This is a genomic window from Rhodoblastus sphagnicola (assembly GCF_002937075.1).
GTDB classification, from domain to species: domain Bacteria; phylum Pseudomonadota; class Alphaproteobacteria; order Rhizobiales; family Beijerinckiaceae; genus Rhodoblastus; species Rhodoblastus sphagnicola.
Genome location: NZ_NHSJ01000061.1, coordinates 1 through 14,085, shown reverse-complemented (window position 1 = coordinate 14,085; position 14,085 = coordinate 1). Strand labels below are relative to the sequence as shown.

Annotated in this window: 17 protein-coding genes; 10 read left to right on the top strand and 7 right to left on the bottom strand. The window is 65.5% G+C overall.

Annotated elements, in window-relative coordinates:
• Nucleotides 1–58 precede the first annotated feature (58 nt).
• Genes mutL through CCR94_RS09845 form a run of 6 tightly spaced genes read left to right on the top strand, consistent with a single transcriptional unit; the run spans nucleotide 59 to nucleotide 5,091 of the window.
• Nucleotides 59–1,852, top strand: coding sequence for a DNA mismatch repair endonuclease MutL (gene mutL / locus CCR94_RS09870; RefSeq protein ID WP_104507702.1), 1,794 nt, complete (start codon nucleotides 59–61; stop codon nucleotides 1,850–1,852).
• Between the two features lie 12 nt (nucleotides 1,853–1,864).
• A complete protein-coding gene (locus CCR94_RS09865) occupies nucleotides 1,865–2,065 on the top strand; it encodes a SlyX family protein (protein WP_104507701.1) in 201 nt (66 codons plus the stop codon).
• A 29-nt stretch (nucleotides 2,066–2,094) separates the two neighbouring features.
• On the top strand, nucleotides 2,095–2,628 hold the full coding sequence (locus CCR94_RS09860) for a nucleotidyltransferase family protein (protein WP_206605809.1): 534 nt from the start codon (nucleotides 2,095–2,097) through the stop codon (nucleotides 2,626–2,628).
• Nucleotides 2,629–2,683: 55 nt separating this feature from the next.
• The gene (locus CCR94_RS09855; protein WP_104507704.1) at nucleotides 2,684–3,382 is read left to right on the top strand and encodes a phosphatidylserine decarboxylase; all 699 of its coding nucleotides are present in this window, start codon (nucleotides 2,684–2,686) and stop codon (nucleotides 3,380–3,382) included.
• 1 nt (nucleotide 3,383) lies between these two features.
• Nucleotides 3,384–4,211, top strand: coding sequence for a CDP-diacylglycerol--serine O-phosphatidyltransferase (pssA, locus tag CCR94_RS09850; RefSeq protein WP_104507699.1), 828 nt, complete (start codon nucleotides 3,384–3,386; stop codon nucleotides 4,209–4,211).
• Nucleotides 4,186–5,091: a PhzF family phenazine biosynthesis protein gene (locus CCR94_RS09845; protein ID WP_104507698.1), complete on the top strand. Its 906-nt coding sequence runs from the start codon at nucleotides 4,186–4,188 to the stop codon at nucleotides 5,089–5,091. Before pssA ends, CCR94_RS09845 begins: the two co-directional genes overlap by 26 nt.
• Nucleotides 5,092–5,134: 43 nt before the next feature.
• Here the strand turns inward: CCR94_RS09845 and CCR94_RS09840 are convergent, their stop codons facing one another.
• Nucleotides 5,135–5,797 carry an SOS response-associated peptidase gene (locus tag CCR94_RS09840; RefSeq protein WP_104507697.1) on the bottom strand — a complete coding sequence of 221 codons (663 nt, stop codon included), beginning with the start codon at nucleotides 5,795–5,797 and terminating at the stop codon, nucleotides 5,135–5,137.
• Nucleotides 5,798–5,947: 150 nt separating this feature from the next.
• Entirely contained in the window at nucleotides 5,948–6,736 is a 789-nt protein-coding gene (locus tag CCR94_RS09835; protein WP_158254698.1) for a DUF2189 domain-containing protein, read from the bottom strand.
• Nucleotides 6,737–6,969: 233 nt separating this feature from the next.
• On the opposite strand from CCR94_RS09835, the gene CCR94_RS25035 reads away from it, so the two are divergent.
• On the top strand, nucleotides 6,970–7,269 hold the full coding sequence (locus CCR94_RS25035; protein ID WP_158254697.1) for a hypothetical protein: 300 nt from the start codon (nucleotides 6,970–6,972) through the stop codon (nucleotides 7,267–7,269).
• Nucleotides 7,270–7,356: 87 nt separating this feature from the next.
• Nucleotides 7,357–7,710 (top strand): hypothetical protein, encoded by a 354-nt coding sequence (locus tag CCR94_RS24510; protein WP_146089938.1) that lies wholly within the window; start codon nucleotides 7,357–7,359, stop codon nucleotides 7,708–7,710.
• A 130-nt stretch (nucleotides 7,711–7,840) separates the two neighbouring features.
• Here the strand turns inward: CCR94_RS24510 and CCR94_RS09830 are convergent, their stop codons facing one another.
• Nucleotides 7,841–8,539, bottom strand: coding sequence for a cyclic nucleotide-binding domain-containing protein (locus tag CCR94_RS09830; RefSeq protein WP_158254696.1), 699 nt, complete (start codon nucleotides 8,537–8,539; stop codon nucleotides 7,841–7,843).
• A gap of 177 nt (nucleotides 8,540–8,716) precedes the next feature.
• Between CCR94_RS09830 and nth the strand changes: the two genes are divergently transcribed.
• Nucleotides 8,717–9,400: an endonuclease III gene (gene nth / locus CCR94_RS09825; RefSeq protein ID WP_244594019.1), complete on the top strand. Its 684-nt coding sequence runs from the start codon at nucleotides 8,717–8,719 to the stop codon at nucleotides 9,398–9,400.
• Between the two features lie 130 nt (nucleotides 9,401–9,530).
• On the opposite strand, the gene fabI is transcribed toward nth, so the two are convergent.
• The 3 genes from fabI to fabA are packed head-to-tail and all read right to left on the bottom strand — an operon-like array spanning nucleotide 9,531 to nucleotide 12,153.
• Nucleotides 9,531–10,349, bottom strand: coding sequence for an enoyl-ACP reductase FabI (gene fabI / locus CCR94_RS09820; protein ID WP_104507693.1), 819 nt, complete (start codon nucleotides 10,347–10,349; stop codon nucleotides 9,531–9,533).
• Between the two features lie 28 nt (nucleotides 10,350–10,377).
• On the bottom strand, nucleotides 10,378–11,598 hold the full coding sequence (gene fabB / locus CCR94_RS09815) for a beta-ketoacyl-ACP synthase I (protein WP_104507692.1): 1,221 nt from the start codon (nucleotides 11,596–11,598) through the stop codon (nucleotides 10,378–10,380).
• Nucleotides 11,599–11,640: 42 nt separating this feature from the next.
• Complete coding sequence (fabA, locus tag CCR94_RS09810) at nucleotides 11,641–12,153, bottom strand: 3-hydroxyacyl-[acyl-carrier-protein] dehydratase FabA (RefSeq protein WP_104507691.1); 513 nt, start codon at nucleotides 12,151–12,153, stop codon at nucleotides 11,641–11,643.
• Nucleotides 12,154–12,356: 203 nt separating this feature from the next.
• On the opposite strand from fabA, the gene irrA reads away from it, so the two are divergent.
• Entirely contained in the window at nucleotides 12,357–12,860 is a 504-nt protein-coding gene (gene irrA, locus CCR94_RS09805; RefSeq protein WP_104507690.1) for an iron response transcriptional regulator IrrA, read from the top strand.
• A 183-nt stretch (nucleotides 12,861–13,043) separates the two neighbouring features.
• Here the strand turns inward: irrA and CCR94_RS09800 are convergent, their stop codons facing one another.
• Complete coding sequence (locus CCR94_RS09800; protein ID WP_244594018.1) at nucleotides 13,044–13,718, bottom strand: DUF2076 domain-containing protein; 675 nt, start codon at nucleotides 13,716–13,718, stop codon at nucleotides 13,044–13,046.
• Between the last annotated feature and the right edge of the window lie 367 nt (nucleotides 13,719–14,085).

Here is a 14,085-nt window from a genome sequence, read left to right as displayed (position 1 = left end):
CCCTCACCCTAACCCTCTCCCCGCGCGCGGGGAGAGGGGACAGACCCGTGACTTTGCCATGACCATCCGCCGGCTCGATCCCATTCTGGCCGACCGCATCGCCGCTGGCGAAGTGGTGGAGCGCCCGGCCGCCGCCGTGAAGGAACTGGTGGAAAACGCTCTGGACGCCGGGGCCGCGCGGATCGACGTCACCATCGAGAATGGCGGCCAGAGCCTGATTCGCATCGTGGACGACGGCGCCGGCATGGACGAGGCCGACCTGCGGCTGTGCGTCGAGCGCCACGCCACGTCGAAAATTCCCGATGGCGATCTCACCAATATCGCCACGCTCGGCTTTCGCGGCGAGGCCCTGCCCTCGATCGCCTCGGTGGCGCGGCTGGACATCCAGGCCCGCATGAAAGATGCGCCACACGGCGCGCGGATCGATGTGGAGTTCGGCAGGGTCGGCGAGGTCAGGCCCGCCGCCCTCCCGTTTGGCGCGCGGGTCGAAGTGCGCGATCTGTTCGCGGCAACCCCGGCCCGGCTGAAATTCCTGAAGAGCGCGCGGGCCGAGGCGCAAGCCGTGGCCGATGTCGTCAAGCGCCTCGCCATGGCCAACCCCGGCGTGCGCTTTTCGCTCGGCGGCGACGGCCTCGCCGGCTTCGACTATCAGGCTTGCCCCGAGGGATTCGGCGGGCTTCTGACCCGGCTCACCCAGGTCCTCGGCCGCGAGTTCCGCGAGAACGCCTTGCAGGTGGAGGCCGTTCGCGAAGACCTGCGGCTGTGGGGGTTCGCCGGCCTGCCGACCTGGCACCGCGCCAATGCCGCCGCGCAATATGTCTTCGTCAACGGCCGCCCGGTGCGGGACAAACTGTTCGCCGGCGCGATCCGCGCCGCCTATATGGATTTTCTCAGCGCTGACCGCCACCCGACGCTGGCCCTGTTTCTCGACTGCCCGCCGCGACAAGTGGACGTCAACGTCCATCCGGCCAAGGCGGAGGTGCGTTTCGCCGATTCCGGCCTCGTGCGTGGTTTTGTCATCGGCGCGCTGAAACAGGCGCTGGCCTCGGCGCTGCACCGCGCCACGCCCTCGCTCGCCCCGCGCGCGCTCGACAAGTTCGCGCACAATCGCGACGCCGCGCCAAAAAACTGGGACTGGCGCGCGTTGCCGGCCGCCCCGGCGCCGGCGCCAATGCAGGCCCCCGGCTTCGCCTTCGAGGAATCCGCGTCTGGCCCATCCCCTTGCGCCGACGCGCGGCCACATCTCGCTCCCCTCACGGACGAAACCCTCGACGCGCCCCTTGGCGCGGCGCGGGCGCAGTTGCACGAAACCTACATCGTCGCGCAGACCCGCGACGGGCTGGTGCTGGTCGATCAGCACGCCGCCCACGAGCGCCTCGTCTACGAGCGGCTGAAGAAGCAGCGCGCCGAGGCCGGCGTGGCGCGTCAGGCCCTGCTGTCGCCCCATATCGTCGATCTCGATCCCGCCGACGCCGCGCGCCTGATCGAAGCCGAGCCGCTGCTGGCCTCGCTCGGCCTGAGCATCGAACCTTTCGGGCCGGGCGCGGTGGCCGTGCATGAAACGCCGTCCGAGTTGAAAATCGGCGCGCTCGACGCCCTTTTGCGCGATCTCGCCTGTTCCCTCGCCGAGGACGGCGCCGCCGCGCCGCTGGAGAAAAAGCTCGACCATGTGCTGGCCACCATGGCGTGCCACCATTCCGTGCGCGCGGGCCGACGGCTGAGTTCGGAAGAAATGAACGCGCTGCTGCGCGAAATGGAGCGCACCCCCGGCGCCGGCCAGTGCAACCATGGCCGTCCCACCTATGTCGAACTGAAACTCTCGGACATCGAAAAACTGTTCGGCCGCAAATGAAAAGGACAGATCATGGCGCCGCATGAAGAGCGCATCGAGGCCCTGGAATCGCTCTGCGCCCATCAGGAGCGCGCGATACAGGAGCTGAGCGATCTCGTCGCCAGCCAATGGGCGCGCATCGATCTGCTGACGCGCGAAGTCTTGCGCCTGCGCGAGGATATACAGGGGTTGAGCCAGACCACGGCGCCCGACCGCCCCCCGCCGCATTACTGATGTGCAACGCCGAGGCGGATTTGCGGCGATTGACAGCGATTCTCGTCGCCGATCCCGCGCGATGGCGGGCGCTCCAGACCGTTTCAGCCCTTTCGCCGACAACCTGCTGGATTGGAGCCGGTTTTGTCCGCAATGCGGTTTGGGCCAATTTGCATGGAAGTCCAAGCCCTGTCGAAGCCGCCGATGTCGATGTCGTTCATTATTCGCCAGAAGCCGCCGCCGCCCTCGACACGGCGGTCGAAACGTCCCTGACGCGGCAAGCGCCGGCATATCGTTGGTCCGTCAAGAATCAGGCGCTGATGGCGGCGCGCAATGGCGATTGTCCTTACTGCAGCCTCGAAGAAGCCCTGCGCCACTGGCCCGAGACGGCGACGGCGGTTGCGGTGCGACTCGACCACGGCAAATTGTCGCTTTGCGCGCCTTACGGGCTGGAAGACCTCTTCGATCTGGTCCTGCGTCCGACGCCCGATTTCCGCGCAACCAAGGCCGCGCCTTTCGAGCGGAGATTGAACGAGAAGCAATGGCTCACGCTCTGGCCGCGCCTGCGTCGTCGGGATGCGTGACTTTATCGGCAATTGGCGCCACAAGAGCGCCGGACTTTTTTCCGAGGCCCCTTTCATGTCCATGATCGAATCCATCCGCAAGCAGGTCGCCCCCATCCATCCGGAAGGACGCAACTTCATCATCCTGTTCGGTATCGCGGCCGTCATCCTGCATTACATCTGGTCGCCGCTGGGCTGGATCGGAGCGATCGCGACCCTGTGGTGCGCTTATTTCTTCCGCGATCCCGCGCGGGTCACGCCGGTGCAGGACGGTCTGGTCGTCGCGCCGGCGGATGGCTATGTCTGCTCGATCGGACAGTTCGCGCCGCCGCCGGAACTCGGCCTCGGCCCGGAGCCGATGCAGCGCGTCTGCATTTTCATGAGCGTGTTCGACGTCCATGTGAACCGCGCGCCGGTCACCGGCCGGGTCACGCGCATCGCCTACAAGCCCGGCGTGTTCGTCAACGCCGATCTCGACAAGGCCAGCGAGGACAACGAACGCAACGGCATGCTGCTCGACGCGCCGCAGGGCACGTTCGCCGTGGTGCAGATCGCCGGCCTGATCGCCCGCCGCATTCTCAGCTTCGTCCACGAAGGCCAGAACCTTGGCGTCGGCGACCGGTTCGGCCTGATCCGGTTCGGATCGCGCGTCGATGTCTACATGCCGCCGGGCGCGCGTCTCATGGTCGGCTTGGGCTCCCGGGCCACAGCCGGCGAAACCGTTCTCGCCGATTACGGGCCGGCCGCCCAGGAACGCCCTTACAAGGTCGCCTGAAATGGATCAAGACACCCAAGCCGCTCCCGCGCGCGCCAGACTCAAGGCGCGCGGACTGCGCGGCCTGCCGCTGCGTTTCGTCATTCCCAACGTCGTCACCCTGCTGGCGCTGTGCGCGGGCCTGACCGCCATTCGCCTCGCGGTTGACGGCCATTTCGAGAGCGCGGTGCTCGCCATTGTCGTCGCCGCCGTGCTCGACGGCATCGACGGTCGCATCGCCCGCGCGCTCAAAGGCTCGACGCGGTTCGGCGCGGAGCTGGATTCGCTGGCCGATTTCATCGATTTCGGCGTGGCGCCCGGCCTCGTGCTGTATTTCTGGTCGCTGCATCAGTTGGGAACGCTCGGCTGGGTCGCCGTGCTGTTCTTCGCCATAGCGGCGGCGCTGCGGCTGGCCCGGTTCAATGTCATGATCGACGATCCCGACCGTCCCGCCTGGATGGCCAAATTCTTCACCGGCATGCCCGCGCCGGCGGGCGCCATTCTGGTGCTGCTGCCGCTCTACCTGCATCTGGTGTTCGGTTTCGACGCCACGCCAAAAGTCTCCATCCTGGAAGCGATCTACGTGCTGCTGGTGGCGCTGCTGATGGCGAGCCGGATTCCGCATTATTCCGGCAAGAGCTTCGGCCGGGTGCCGCGCGACAAATTCATTTTCGTGCTGTTCGTGGTGGCGGCCGTGCTGGTGCTGCTCGCCTTCTTCCCGATGCAGATGCTGATCGTGCTCAGCCTGCTCTACCTGACCCTGATCCCGGCCTCGATCCGCGCCTACAACACTCTGGCGGCGGCGGATGCGAAAGAGGAACCCGATGCGACTCAAGCACCACCTGCTTGATGTCTTCACCGAGCGCCCGCTCGCCGGCAACCCGCTGGCGGTGGTGCTCGGCGCCGATGGCCTCGAACCGGCGCGGATGCAGGAGATCGCGCGCGAGTTCAACCTGTCGGAAACGGTTTTCGTGCTGGAGCCGCGCGATCCCGTCAATACCGCGCGTGTGCGCATCTTCACGCCGGCGCTCGAACTGCCGTTCGCCGGCCACCCCACCATCGGCGCGAGCGCCCTGATCGCCTTCGAGCGGGCGCGCGACATACTGGGACAGGCGCCCTTGCGCGTGGTGCTGGAAGAGGACGTCGGCGCCATCGTCTGCGAGGTCTCGCGCGTGAAAGGGGTTTTGCACGCGCAATTCGTCGCGCCGCGCCTGCCGGAAATCATCGACGCGCCGTTCGACATTCCGCGCCTCGCCGCGTCCCTCGGACTCGCGGTCGAGGACATCGGCTTTGACGATCATCGGCCCCTGCTCGCCAGCGCCGGTCTGGCCTTCGCCTTCGTTCCCGTCGCCAGTCGCGCGGCGCTGAACCGCGTCAAGCCGGATATCGCGGGTCTGGCGGCGGCTCTGCCGATGCAGCGTCCAGCGATAAACCTTTACACGCGAGAGACGACGGATCCCGCCAATCACGTGCAGGCGCGGGTGTTTGTGCCCGGTCTGGGCGCGCACGAAGATCCCGCGACCGGCTCCGCCGCCGCCGCCTTCGCCGCCGTCGCGCACAAATTCGAGCGCCCGGAGGATGGCGAGCACGGTCTTCGCATCGAGCAGGGTCACGCCATGGGCCGCCCCAGCCTGATTGCGCTGACGCTCCGGATCGAGGGCGGCGCGCTGACCCAGGTCAGCGTCGGCGGCGCCAGCGTAATCGTGGGCGAAGGGGTTTTGAGCCTGTAACCTCGGCGCAGGCGCTGAAGCATGAAGATCGCGCCTGTCGCGCTCAGACAGCCGCTTGCAGGTCTTCGCCCTCCGCGTCCGCGCGATTGATTCGCGTGGATATGGCGTGGAACACGATCGACTCGTCCGGCGCCGGGCGCAACAGCGACAGCGGCGCCGCCACGGTTTCGTCAGGGTTGAGCCAGGCGTCGAAATGTTCGGGCTCGATGATCGCGGGCATGCGGTCGTGGATGGCGGCGGTCGCGCCATTGGCCGAGGTGGTGACGATGCAGGCGGTGTCGATTTCGCTCCCCGAAGGATCGAGAAAGGTTTCCCACAGACCCGCGAAGGCCAGCAGTCCGCCGCCGGCGCGGCTGAACAGGAACGGGGTTTTCGGACCGGAAAGATTGGCCCGCCATTCGTACCAGCCATCGGCGGGAACAAGGCAGCGGCGCCGGCGCAGGGCGGCGCGAAAACTGGGTTTTTCGGCAATCGTCTCGGCGCGCGCGTTGAGCAGCAGCGGAAACTTTTTCACGTCCTTGACGAAACCCGGCAGGAAACCCCAGCGCGCCAGCATGAAATGCCGACCGTCCGGGCGCGCGGTCACGAGAGCAATCGGTTGCGTCGGCGCGACATTGTAACGCGGCGGAAAATTGGGCTGCTCAAGAAAGCGAAAATAGGCCCGCACCGCCTCCGGCGGCGAAGTGAGCGCGAACCGTCCGCACATGGCGACCCCATTGTTCCAGTCTGGCGTGGGATTGATATAGCGCCGGAAGCCATCGCCAGAAAGGTCTCGCCACGATGCGGCCGCCGCACGCAAGGCCCGCGCCGAAAATTCCGCGAGATCGCGGCCCGAGCGCAGGCCCCGCGCGAGCCTCTATCGCTTGATGACCGCGCGATAGGCATGCCAGGCGGCATGGCCGGCGAGCGGCAGGCTCACGGCCAGACCAATGGAGAAGAACGCCATGCCGGCGAACACCAGGCCGGCGAGCAGGACCGCCCAGAGCGCCATGGGTCCGGGATTGGCGGCGACGGCTGCGAAACTCGTCAGCACGGCTTCCATCAGGCCCACCTTCCGGTCGAGCATCAGTTGCAGGGCGAAAGCCCCGCCAGCGAAGACCACCGCCGCCAAACCCGCGCCGAGCAGGGCGAACAGCGCGAGGAACTCCATCCCGCCGCTGGTGGTGAAGGTCGCCGTGAGCAAACTGTCCAGGGTCGGCCCAACCTGCGGCGGGAACACCAGCGCGTAGAGAATTTGCGCCAGCCGCATCCACACCAGGAAGACGCCGAGCAGAAGGCCGGCGAGGCCGAGAACCGCCGGCGCATCCTCTCGCCAGGCGCCGAGCGCCTGGCGCAGCGAGGGTGTCTTGCCCTGTTCGAGATCGCGGCTGATCGCCTGAAAGCCGACCGTGAGCGCCGGACCGACCAGCATGAAGCCGCAGCAAGCCGGCAACAGCAGATAGAGCGCGTCGGTCGCCCAGAGCAGGCCGGCGAGGGCCAGTCCGATCAAGGCGAACAGCAGGCCATAGGCGAGGCTCGCGAAAGGCGCCGCCGCGAGATCCTTGAAACCTTTGTCGAACCAGGGTTGGACATCCGCGAGTTCGACGTGATTGACCCGATCCGCGTAAGCCCAGCGCGGCGCATTGGTTTGCATGATGGCGGCCATGAAATCCTCCCCGTTTTGGCGCTCGTTCAGGCGGCGCCGAGGCGATTCGAACGCAACAACACGGCTGCGGCAAGGCGGAGGGGTTAACCACACGCGGATGTGATGGCGGATCGATCCGGGGTCACGACAAGCGATTCGCATCCGTCGCATCGGACTCCTCCAGCGCAGGCCTCGATCCAGCTTGCGGTTGTAGGATCGGCCACAGTGAAACTCGAGTACTGAGGAGCGTCGCCATGTTGCTTCGCTTAAGCCTGCTGCTGTCATCCTGCTTTTTGATCTCGTGGTTGCTGGGCGCGGCCGACGCGCAATTTTCCGGCTCGATCCTGACGCGAGCCCCAGCCACGACCGTTGTCGCCCAAGCCTATTATCCCCCGGCGACCTCGGCGCCCGTCTACTCGCCGCCGGTCCCCTCGCCGCCATCGGCGACCCCTCCGCCGCCGCCGCCGATCAATCAGCCGGTCTGGGAGACGCCGACCTACGAGACGCCGACCTACTATCCGTCGCGGAATTACCCGACCACCTATTATCGATGAACAAGCGGCGCGCCTCGACTCGCGACGCAAGGCCGGGGCAAGGCTCCCGGCCTATTGTGTCATGACCAGAGATGGGGGAGCCGCGCCATGGATACGCCCCAGTTAAAACGGATTGATCCGTATGCTCGCGTATCGGCCGCCGCGCGGTCGGATGAGTCCAGAACCGCCCATGGATCGCGGGAGTTTACCGCGCTCATCATCGGCGAAGACGCCGGGGGACGGCGACGAAGCCGTCACGCCCCCGACGAGGAAACGACGCCGGACGATGCGTTCGCCGCGCAAATGGCGGATGCGACAAGTTCGGAGGACGCGCGACCCGGCGAAGCCGAACCGGAATCGATCATCGAGACGCGAGCCGAACCCGACGCCGAGGATGTGCTTCCGGAAGACGCCCACGGTCCGCAGGAATTACGCTCGCTTCTGACCTTTCCGCACGAATAATACGGTTTCCGCGAGATTGCTTCGCAATCCGCGAAAGCAACTCGCGCAGAATTTCTTGGATCGCGAAGGCGGAATTCCGCGCGAACGGAATACGAAATCCGAATGTATCATTCGGATTTCGTATAAGGGTTCAGCTCGCCTCTTCCACCATGCGCTTTTCCGCGCCGGCGAGATCCTCCAGCGCGGGAAGATCGCGAATCGTCACCTGCGCGCCATCGACGCGAACGCCAAACTTGGCGAGCGCGGCGAAAGAGCGCGACAGCACCTCCGGCGCCATGCCAAGCCGCGCCGCGAGGATTTTCTTTTCGAAGGGAATCACAAGGCGGCGCGTTTCGCCGGTCTCGCGATCGCGCTGCACCAGCCAGTTGGCGAGCCGTTCCAGACTCGTGCGCAATTTCTGATTCTTCAGCTCTTGCGCCATCTGGCTGTAGCTGCGGGCGATCTCCCGCGTGAAGGCGGCGGCGAATCCGCCATCGTCCTCCAGCGCGTGACGCACCGATTTCGAGGGCACCATCAGGATGCGCGAGGCTTCCAGCGTGCGCGCGGATTGCGGATAGGGTTGATCGAGCACAACGGAGGCGTCGATCACGCCATCGTTGGGCCCGAGGACGACGACCGTGGTTTCACGGTCGCGCCAGCTGGCGTAAAGCTCCACAGCGCCGCCGAGCACGACGTAAAGGAAGTCAGCCCGCTCGCCTTCGCGGGTCAATTGCGTGTGGGCGGGGAACCTCTGTAGGAACGCGCCCTGCAACAGGAACTCCGCCGTTTCGGGCCGACAGGCCGCGAGAAACGCACATTGGGCGGCCTCCGCCCGCTCTTCCATACGCATAGAAATCTCTGGCGCCCTTTCGAAGGTCAAAACGACATCACCAATATCAAGCGATGGTTTGATCAACATTGCTTTCAGTCAAAGTCTGACGGCCTCCACGCCGATTTTTTAGGCAAAATTCCCAGGGGCAAGGCGGCGGCTTGTTCCGGGACGGCCGATGACTTAATTCAGAGCATGATGGAAACAGTCCGAAAGCGCGGCGCGAAAGCCGCCGCCCAAGTCTCCGACCAAGCCGCCCGCGTCCGCGAAATTTTCGCGCGTTTCGCCGCGCGCGACCCGCACCCCCAGGGCGAACTCGACTACCTCAACTCCTACACCCTGCTGGTGGCCGTGGTGCTGTCGGCCCAGGCGACCGACGCCGGAGTCAACCGCGCGACCAAGGGCCTGTTCGCTGTCGCCGACACGCCGGAAAAAATGCTGGCGCTCGGCGAGGACGCCGTGCGGGAAAAGATCAAGACCATCGGCCTGTTTCGCGCCAAGGCGAAAAACGTCGTCGAACTTTCGCGGCAACTGATCGCGCGCTTCGACAGCCAGGTTCCCCGGACTCTGGAAGACCTGCAAAGTCTTCCGGGCGTCGGGCGCAAGACCGCCAATGTGGTCTTGAATATCGCCTTCGGCGAAAAAACCATCGCCGTGGACACGCATCTGTTCCGGGTCTCCAACCGCATCCCGCTCGCCACGGGCAAGACGCCGGAAGCCGTGGAAAAAGGTCTGCTGGCCATCGTTCCCGACGAATACCTGCTGCACGCCCACCACTGGCTGATCTTGCACGGCCGCTACATCTGCAAGGCGCGCAAGCCCGCCTGCCCGCTTTGTCTCATTGCCGATCTCTGCCTCTGGCCCGAAAAGACGGGATGTTGACCTTCGCCACTTGGCCCACGCCAATTTCAAGGCGCGATCGCGCGCCGGCCGCGCCTGAGCGCAAAGGCCCGTCAAGGCGCGAAAAAACCGGGCTTGAGAGCCCGGCCTGGGTTCCGCGACGCCTTGACGATTATTCGCCGTCGCTCTTGAGGCTGCCGGGTTGCGGCATGGAGATGATGTTGTAGCCGGCATCGACGTAATGCACTTCGCCGGTCACACCCCCCGAAAGGTCGGACAGCAGATAGAGCGCGGAGCCGCCCACATCCTCGATGGTGACGGTGCGGCGCAGCGGCGCGTGCGTCTTCTGGAAGTTGAACATGAAACGCGCGTCGGAAATGCCGGCGCCCGCCAGGGTGCGAATCGGCCCGGCGGAAATGGCGTTGACGCGCACGCCCTGCTCGCCGAGATCGGCGGCGAGATAGCGCACGCTGGATTCCAGCGCCGCCTTGGCCACGCCCATCACATTGTAATTGGGCATGACCCGGGTGGAGCCGCCATAGGTGAGGGTCAGCAGCGAGCCGCCAAGCGACATGAGTTTTTGGGCGCGCTGGGCCACTTCCGTGAAGGAGAAAGCCGAGATCACCATGGTGCGGGAGAAGTTCTCACGCGTGGTGGCGTCGATATAGCGGCCCTTCAACTCGTTCTTGTCGGAGAAGCCGATGGCGTGGACGACGAAATCCAGCGTCCCCCATTCCTTTTCCAGCGTGGCGAACAGGGCGTCCACGCTGGCGAGATCCTCGACATCGCAGGGCAGGATCAGTTTCGATCCGACGCTCTCGGCCAGCGGCGCGACGCGTTTTCCCAGCGCCTCGCCCTGGTAGGTGAAGGCGAGGTGCGCGCCCTCGGCCGCGAGCGCCTGGGCGATGCCCCAGGCGATGGAATGAGAGTTGGCGACGCCCATGATCAGGCCGCGCTTGCCCGTCATCAGACCCTTGGCGGAAACGTTCATCTGACCTCTGCTTTAAGCGTCCGGTTGCTCACGCATCAACGTGCTTGAAGATCAGGGTGGCGTTAGTGCCCCCGAATCCGAAGGAGTTGGAAAGCACCGCGCCGAGTTGCCTGTTGTCCTGCCGCGCGCGAACAATGTTCATGTCGGCGAAGGCGGGATCGAGATTATAGATGTTCGCGCTCTCGCAGATGAAACTATTCTGCTGCATCAACAGCGAATAAATCGCCTCCTGCACGCCGGCGGCGCCGAGCGAATGGCCGGTGAGGGACTTGGTCGCGGCGATCGGCGGGCATTTGTCGGCGCCGAACACGCGGCGCATCGCCTCGATCTCCTTGGCGTCGCCGACCGGCGTCGCGGTGGCGTGGGGGTTGATGTAGTCGATCGGAATCTTGCAGGTTTCGAGCGCCATGCGCATGCAGCGCTCGGCGCCTTCGCCCGAGGGCGCCACCATGTCGTGACCGTCCGAGGTCAGGCCGTAGCCGGCGAGTTCGGCGTAGATCTTCGCGCCGCGCGCCTTGGCGTGTTCATATTCCTCCAGCACCAGCACGCCGGCGCCGCCGGCGATGACGAAGCCGTCGCGGTCGGCGTCATAGGCGCGGGAAGCCTTTTCCGGCGTGTCGTTATAGGCCGAGGACATGGCGCCCATGGCGTCGAACAGGACGGACAGGGTCCAGTCCAGTTCCTCGCAGCCGCCGGCGAACATGACGTCCTGCTTGCCGTACTGGATCATTTCCGCCGCATTGCCGATGCAATGCGAGGAGGTGGCGCAGGCCGAGGCGATCGAATAATTCGCGCCCTTGATCTTGAACCAGGTGGCGAGCGTCGCCGAAGCCGTCGAGGACATGGCCTTGGGCACGGCGAACGGCCCGACGCGCTTCGGCCCCTTGGTGCGGGTCAGGTCCGCCGATTCGACCACGGTGCGGGTCGAAGGACCGCCCGAACCCATGATGATGCCGGTGCGCGGGTTGGAAATGTCGCCTTGCTCCAGCCCGGAATCGGCGATGGCCTGATCCATGGCGACATGGTTCCAGCCCGTGCCCTCGGCGTGGAAGCGCATGGCGCGGCGATCCACCACATCGGCCGGGTTCAGCTTGGGACGTCCGTGAACCTGGCAGCGAAAGCCAAGCTCGGCATATTTTTCCGCCCGCACGATGCCCGAGCGGGCCTCGCGCAGCGAGGTGAGAACTTCCCCGGCATTGTCGCCAATAGAGGAGACAATACCCAGACCGGTGACGACGACGCGCCTCATGCTTGCAACTCCCGCGCCTTCAAGGCGCTGATCCCTCGAAAATCAGATGGCCGGTTGAAACAGGCCGACCCGCATGTCCTTGACCTCGTAGATACGTTTGCCGTCGGCTTCGAGCCAGCCGTCGGCGATGCCCAGCTTGAGCTTGCCCTTCATGACGCGCTTGAAGTCGACGCCATAGACCACCTTTTTGACGGTCGGCAGCACCTGGTCGGAAAATTTCACCTCGCCGACGCCGAGCGCGCGGCCCCTGCCGGGCAGGTCAAGCCAGCCGAGAAAGAAGCCGGTCAATTGCCAGAGCGCGTCAAGGCCGAGGCAACCGGGCATGACCGGGTCGCCCTGGAAATGGCAGCCGAAGAACCAGAGATCTGGCTTGACGTCGAACTCGGCGCGGATGTGGCCCTTGCCATTGGCGCCGCCCTCCTCGCTGATTTCGACGATGCGGTCAAACATCAGCATGGGCGGCAGCGGCAATTGCGCATTGCCCTGGCCGAACAATTCGCCGCGCCCGCAGGCAAGCAGATCCTGATAGTCGAAGCTGAAGCGCCTTTCGCCCATTTTAGGCCGATCCCCCGATGGCTTGCGGCCCGCGCCGCGAATTGAAAACCGCGCCTTCTAACATAGCGCAATCCGCGCCGAAAGGCCGTGCGTCAGGTCAAGCTGACGCAGATACGTTGGCGGATAGGTTCGGTTGTCCCCTCGTCGGCAAAATCCTATAGTCTCGATCGACCGCGAACGGCGGGAAGATCGGGAAACATGGCATGGAAAAACCACCGGCGTCCGCGCCAGTTGCGAAAAGAGCGCGCGCCGCCCGCAAGCCGGCGAAGGGCGATCTGGACGGATGCCCGCTGCACGACCTGCGCGGCAAGCTCGACGCCGTGGGCCTGAGGCCGACGAAACAGCGCATTCGTCTGGGCTGGCTGCTGTTCGGGCGCGGCGACCGGCATATCACCGCCGAAAAACTGTTTGAGGAGGCGCAGGCCTCCGGCGCGCAGATCTCGCTCGCGACCGTCTATAACACACTGAATCAATTCAAGTCCGCGGGCTTGCTGCGCGAAGTGACGATTGACGGCGCGCGCACCTATTTCGACACCAATATCGACGACCACCAGCATTTCCTCACCGAGGAGGCGCATCTTCTGGTCGATGTGCCCAAGGAACTGATCGACTTCCGCCACCTGCCGGACCCGCCCGAGGGCATGGAGATCGCCCGCATCGACGTGGTGGTGCGTCTGCGTCGAAAGGACGCGGCCCCATCGAACTGAGATAAGGCGTCCGAAAGCTGAAAAGCCGCCCCGTTGGGAGACGGGGCGGCTTCAGTTTGATGACAAACTCGCGTTTCGAGGCCATGGTTCGAAACGGACCTCCTCACCATGAAAAAATTATTCTGTCTGGAAACCTGCTCTCGCCCCGCCGGAGCGGGGCGATCTGGATGTCGGATCCGGAGGTCAGACGTCGTCCCCGCCGCCGTAGCTGTCGTCGCCGGAATAGCCGCCGTCGTCCTGATAGCCGGCGTCCTGGTAGTCCTGTCCGCCGCCGCGCGGCTCTTCATAGTAATTGTTGACGATGGTCTCGCCGCCGCCGACTCCGCCGCCGCCCATGAAGCCGCCGCCCGAATGGCCGCCGAACACGCCCTTCAGCGTATCGGCGAGCAGCACGCCGCCCGCGACGCCGGCCGCGGCGCCCAAAGCGCCCTTGAGGAAGCTGCTTCCGCCGCCCCCAGCGGCCTGCGGCGCGCCCCAAGGGCCGGGTTGGGCGGCCTGCGGGCCGGGCTGCGGCTGCGCGGGCTGGCCCCACGGCGAGGGCTGCGGCGCGGCCGGACGCGCGGCGCCGCCGCCGAAAAGACCGCTCAGGAAGCCGCCGCTCTGCGGGGGCTCCTGCTGCGCGGGCTGCTGCGCCTGGGCGAGGCGCGTTTCGAGATCGCGAATCTTCTGGTCGGCGCCTTTCAGCGCCTGTTCCTGGACGAGGACCGCCTGGGCGAGCAGATAGGGCGCGTAGGGTTGGGCGCGCACAGCATCCGCGATGAAAGTCTCAGCCTCCTTGTCGCGCTGCGCGCCAGCCTGGCCGCGCACGCGTTCGAACAATTCGGTCAGCATCTGGCGTTCTTCGGGCGACATTGACATGACGCATTTTCCTGTTCTTCGTCGGCGCAGGGCCTGACACCCGGGAATATGGGCCTGACCCGCGCCAAAGCAAAGACGGCGCGCGGATGAAATTTCCGTCATCTTTCAGCAAGACGTCGGCAAGGCGCCGCCGCAAAAAGGTCACAGCCGCCTGGGAATGGGACGCGAACGCAACAAACATCTGGCCTTGGGCGTCGCGACGGATTTATAGCTGGCGTGAAGCTTCAAAATTGGGATTGGCGATCATGGCGCGCGCGAACCACTGGATCGGAATCGTGACCGCCGCAGCGGTCGGCGCGAGCGCGGGCGGCGTTGCGGCGCAGGTCGCCGAGCCAAGCCCCCTGTCGCCAAACCCGTCGGTCCAGAC

What these genes read in the sequence shown, in the direction of transcription:
- CCR94_RS09835 (WP_158254698.1), bottom strand. Translation starts at nt 6,736, where the DNA reads ATGGCCGCCATCATGCAAACCAATGCGCCGCGCTGGGCTTACGCGGAT.
- fabB (WP_104507692.1), bottom strand. Translation starts at nt 11,598, where the DNA reads ATGAGGCGCGTCGTCGTCACCGGTCTGGGTATTGTCTCCTCTATTGGC.
- CCR94_RS25035 (WP_158254697.1), top strand. Translation starts at nt 6,970, where the DNA reads ATGTTGCTTCGCTTAAGCCTGCTGCTGTCATCCTGCTTTTTGATCTCG.
- CCR94_RS09840 (WP_104507697.1), bottom strand. Translation starts at nt 5,797, where the DNA reads ATGTGCGGACGGTTCGCGCTCACTTCGCCGCCGGAGGCGGTGCGGGCC.
- CCR94_RS09845 (WP_104507698.1), top strand. Translation starts at nt 4,186, where the DNA reads ATGCGACTCAAGCACCACCTGCTTGATGTCTTCACCGAGCGCCCGCTC.
- fabA (WP_104507691.1), bottom strand. Translation starts at nt 12,153, where the DNA reads ATGGGCGAAAGGCGCTTCAGCTTCGACTATCAGGATCTGCTTGCCTGC.
- CCR94_RS09830 (WP_158254696.1), bottom strand. Translation starts at nt 8,539, where the DNA reads ATGCGTATGGAAGAGCGGGCGGAGGCCGCCCAATGTGCGTTTCTCGCG.
- irrA (WP_104507690.1), top strand. Translation starts at nt 12,357, where the DNA reads ATGGAAAAACCACCGGCGTCCGCGCCAGTTGCGAAAAGAGCGCGCGCC.
- pssA (WP_104507699.1), top strand. Translation starts at nt 3,384, where the DNA reads ATGGATCAAGACACCCAAGCCGCTCCCGCGCGCGCCAGACTCAAGGCG.
- fabI (WP_104507693.1), bottom strand. Translation starts at nt 10,349, where the DNA reads ATGAACGTTTCCGCCAAGGGTCTGATGACGGGCAAGCGCGGCCTGATC.
- nth (WP_244594019.1), top strand. Translation starts at nt 8,717, where the DNA reads ATGGAAACAGTCCGAAAGCGCGGCGCGAAAGCCGCCGCCCAAGTCTCC.
- CCR94_RS09855 (WP_104507704.1), top strand. Translation starts at nt 2,684, where the DNA reads ATGTCCATGATCGAATCCATCCGCAAGCAGGTCGCCCCCATCCATCCG.
- CCR94_RS24510 (WP_146089938.1), top strand. Translation starts at nt 7,357, where the DNA reads ATGGATACGCCCCAGTTAAAACGGATTGATCCGTATGCTCGCGTATCG.
- CCR94_RS09800 (WP_244594018.1), bottom strand. Translation starts at nt 13,718, where the DNA reads ATGTCAATGTCGCCCGAAGAACGCCAGATGCTGACCGAATTGTTCGAA.
- CCR94_RS09865 (WP_104507701.1), top strand. Translation starts at nt 1,865, where the DNA reads ATGGCGCCGCATGAAGAGCGCATCGAGGCCCTGGAATCGCTCTGCGCC.
- mutL (WP_104507702.1), top strand. Translation starts at nt 59, where the DNA reads ATGACCATCCGCCGGCTCGATCCCATTCTGGCCGACCGCATCGCCGCT.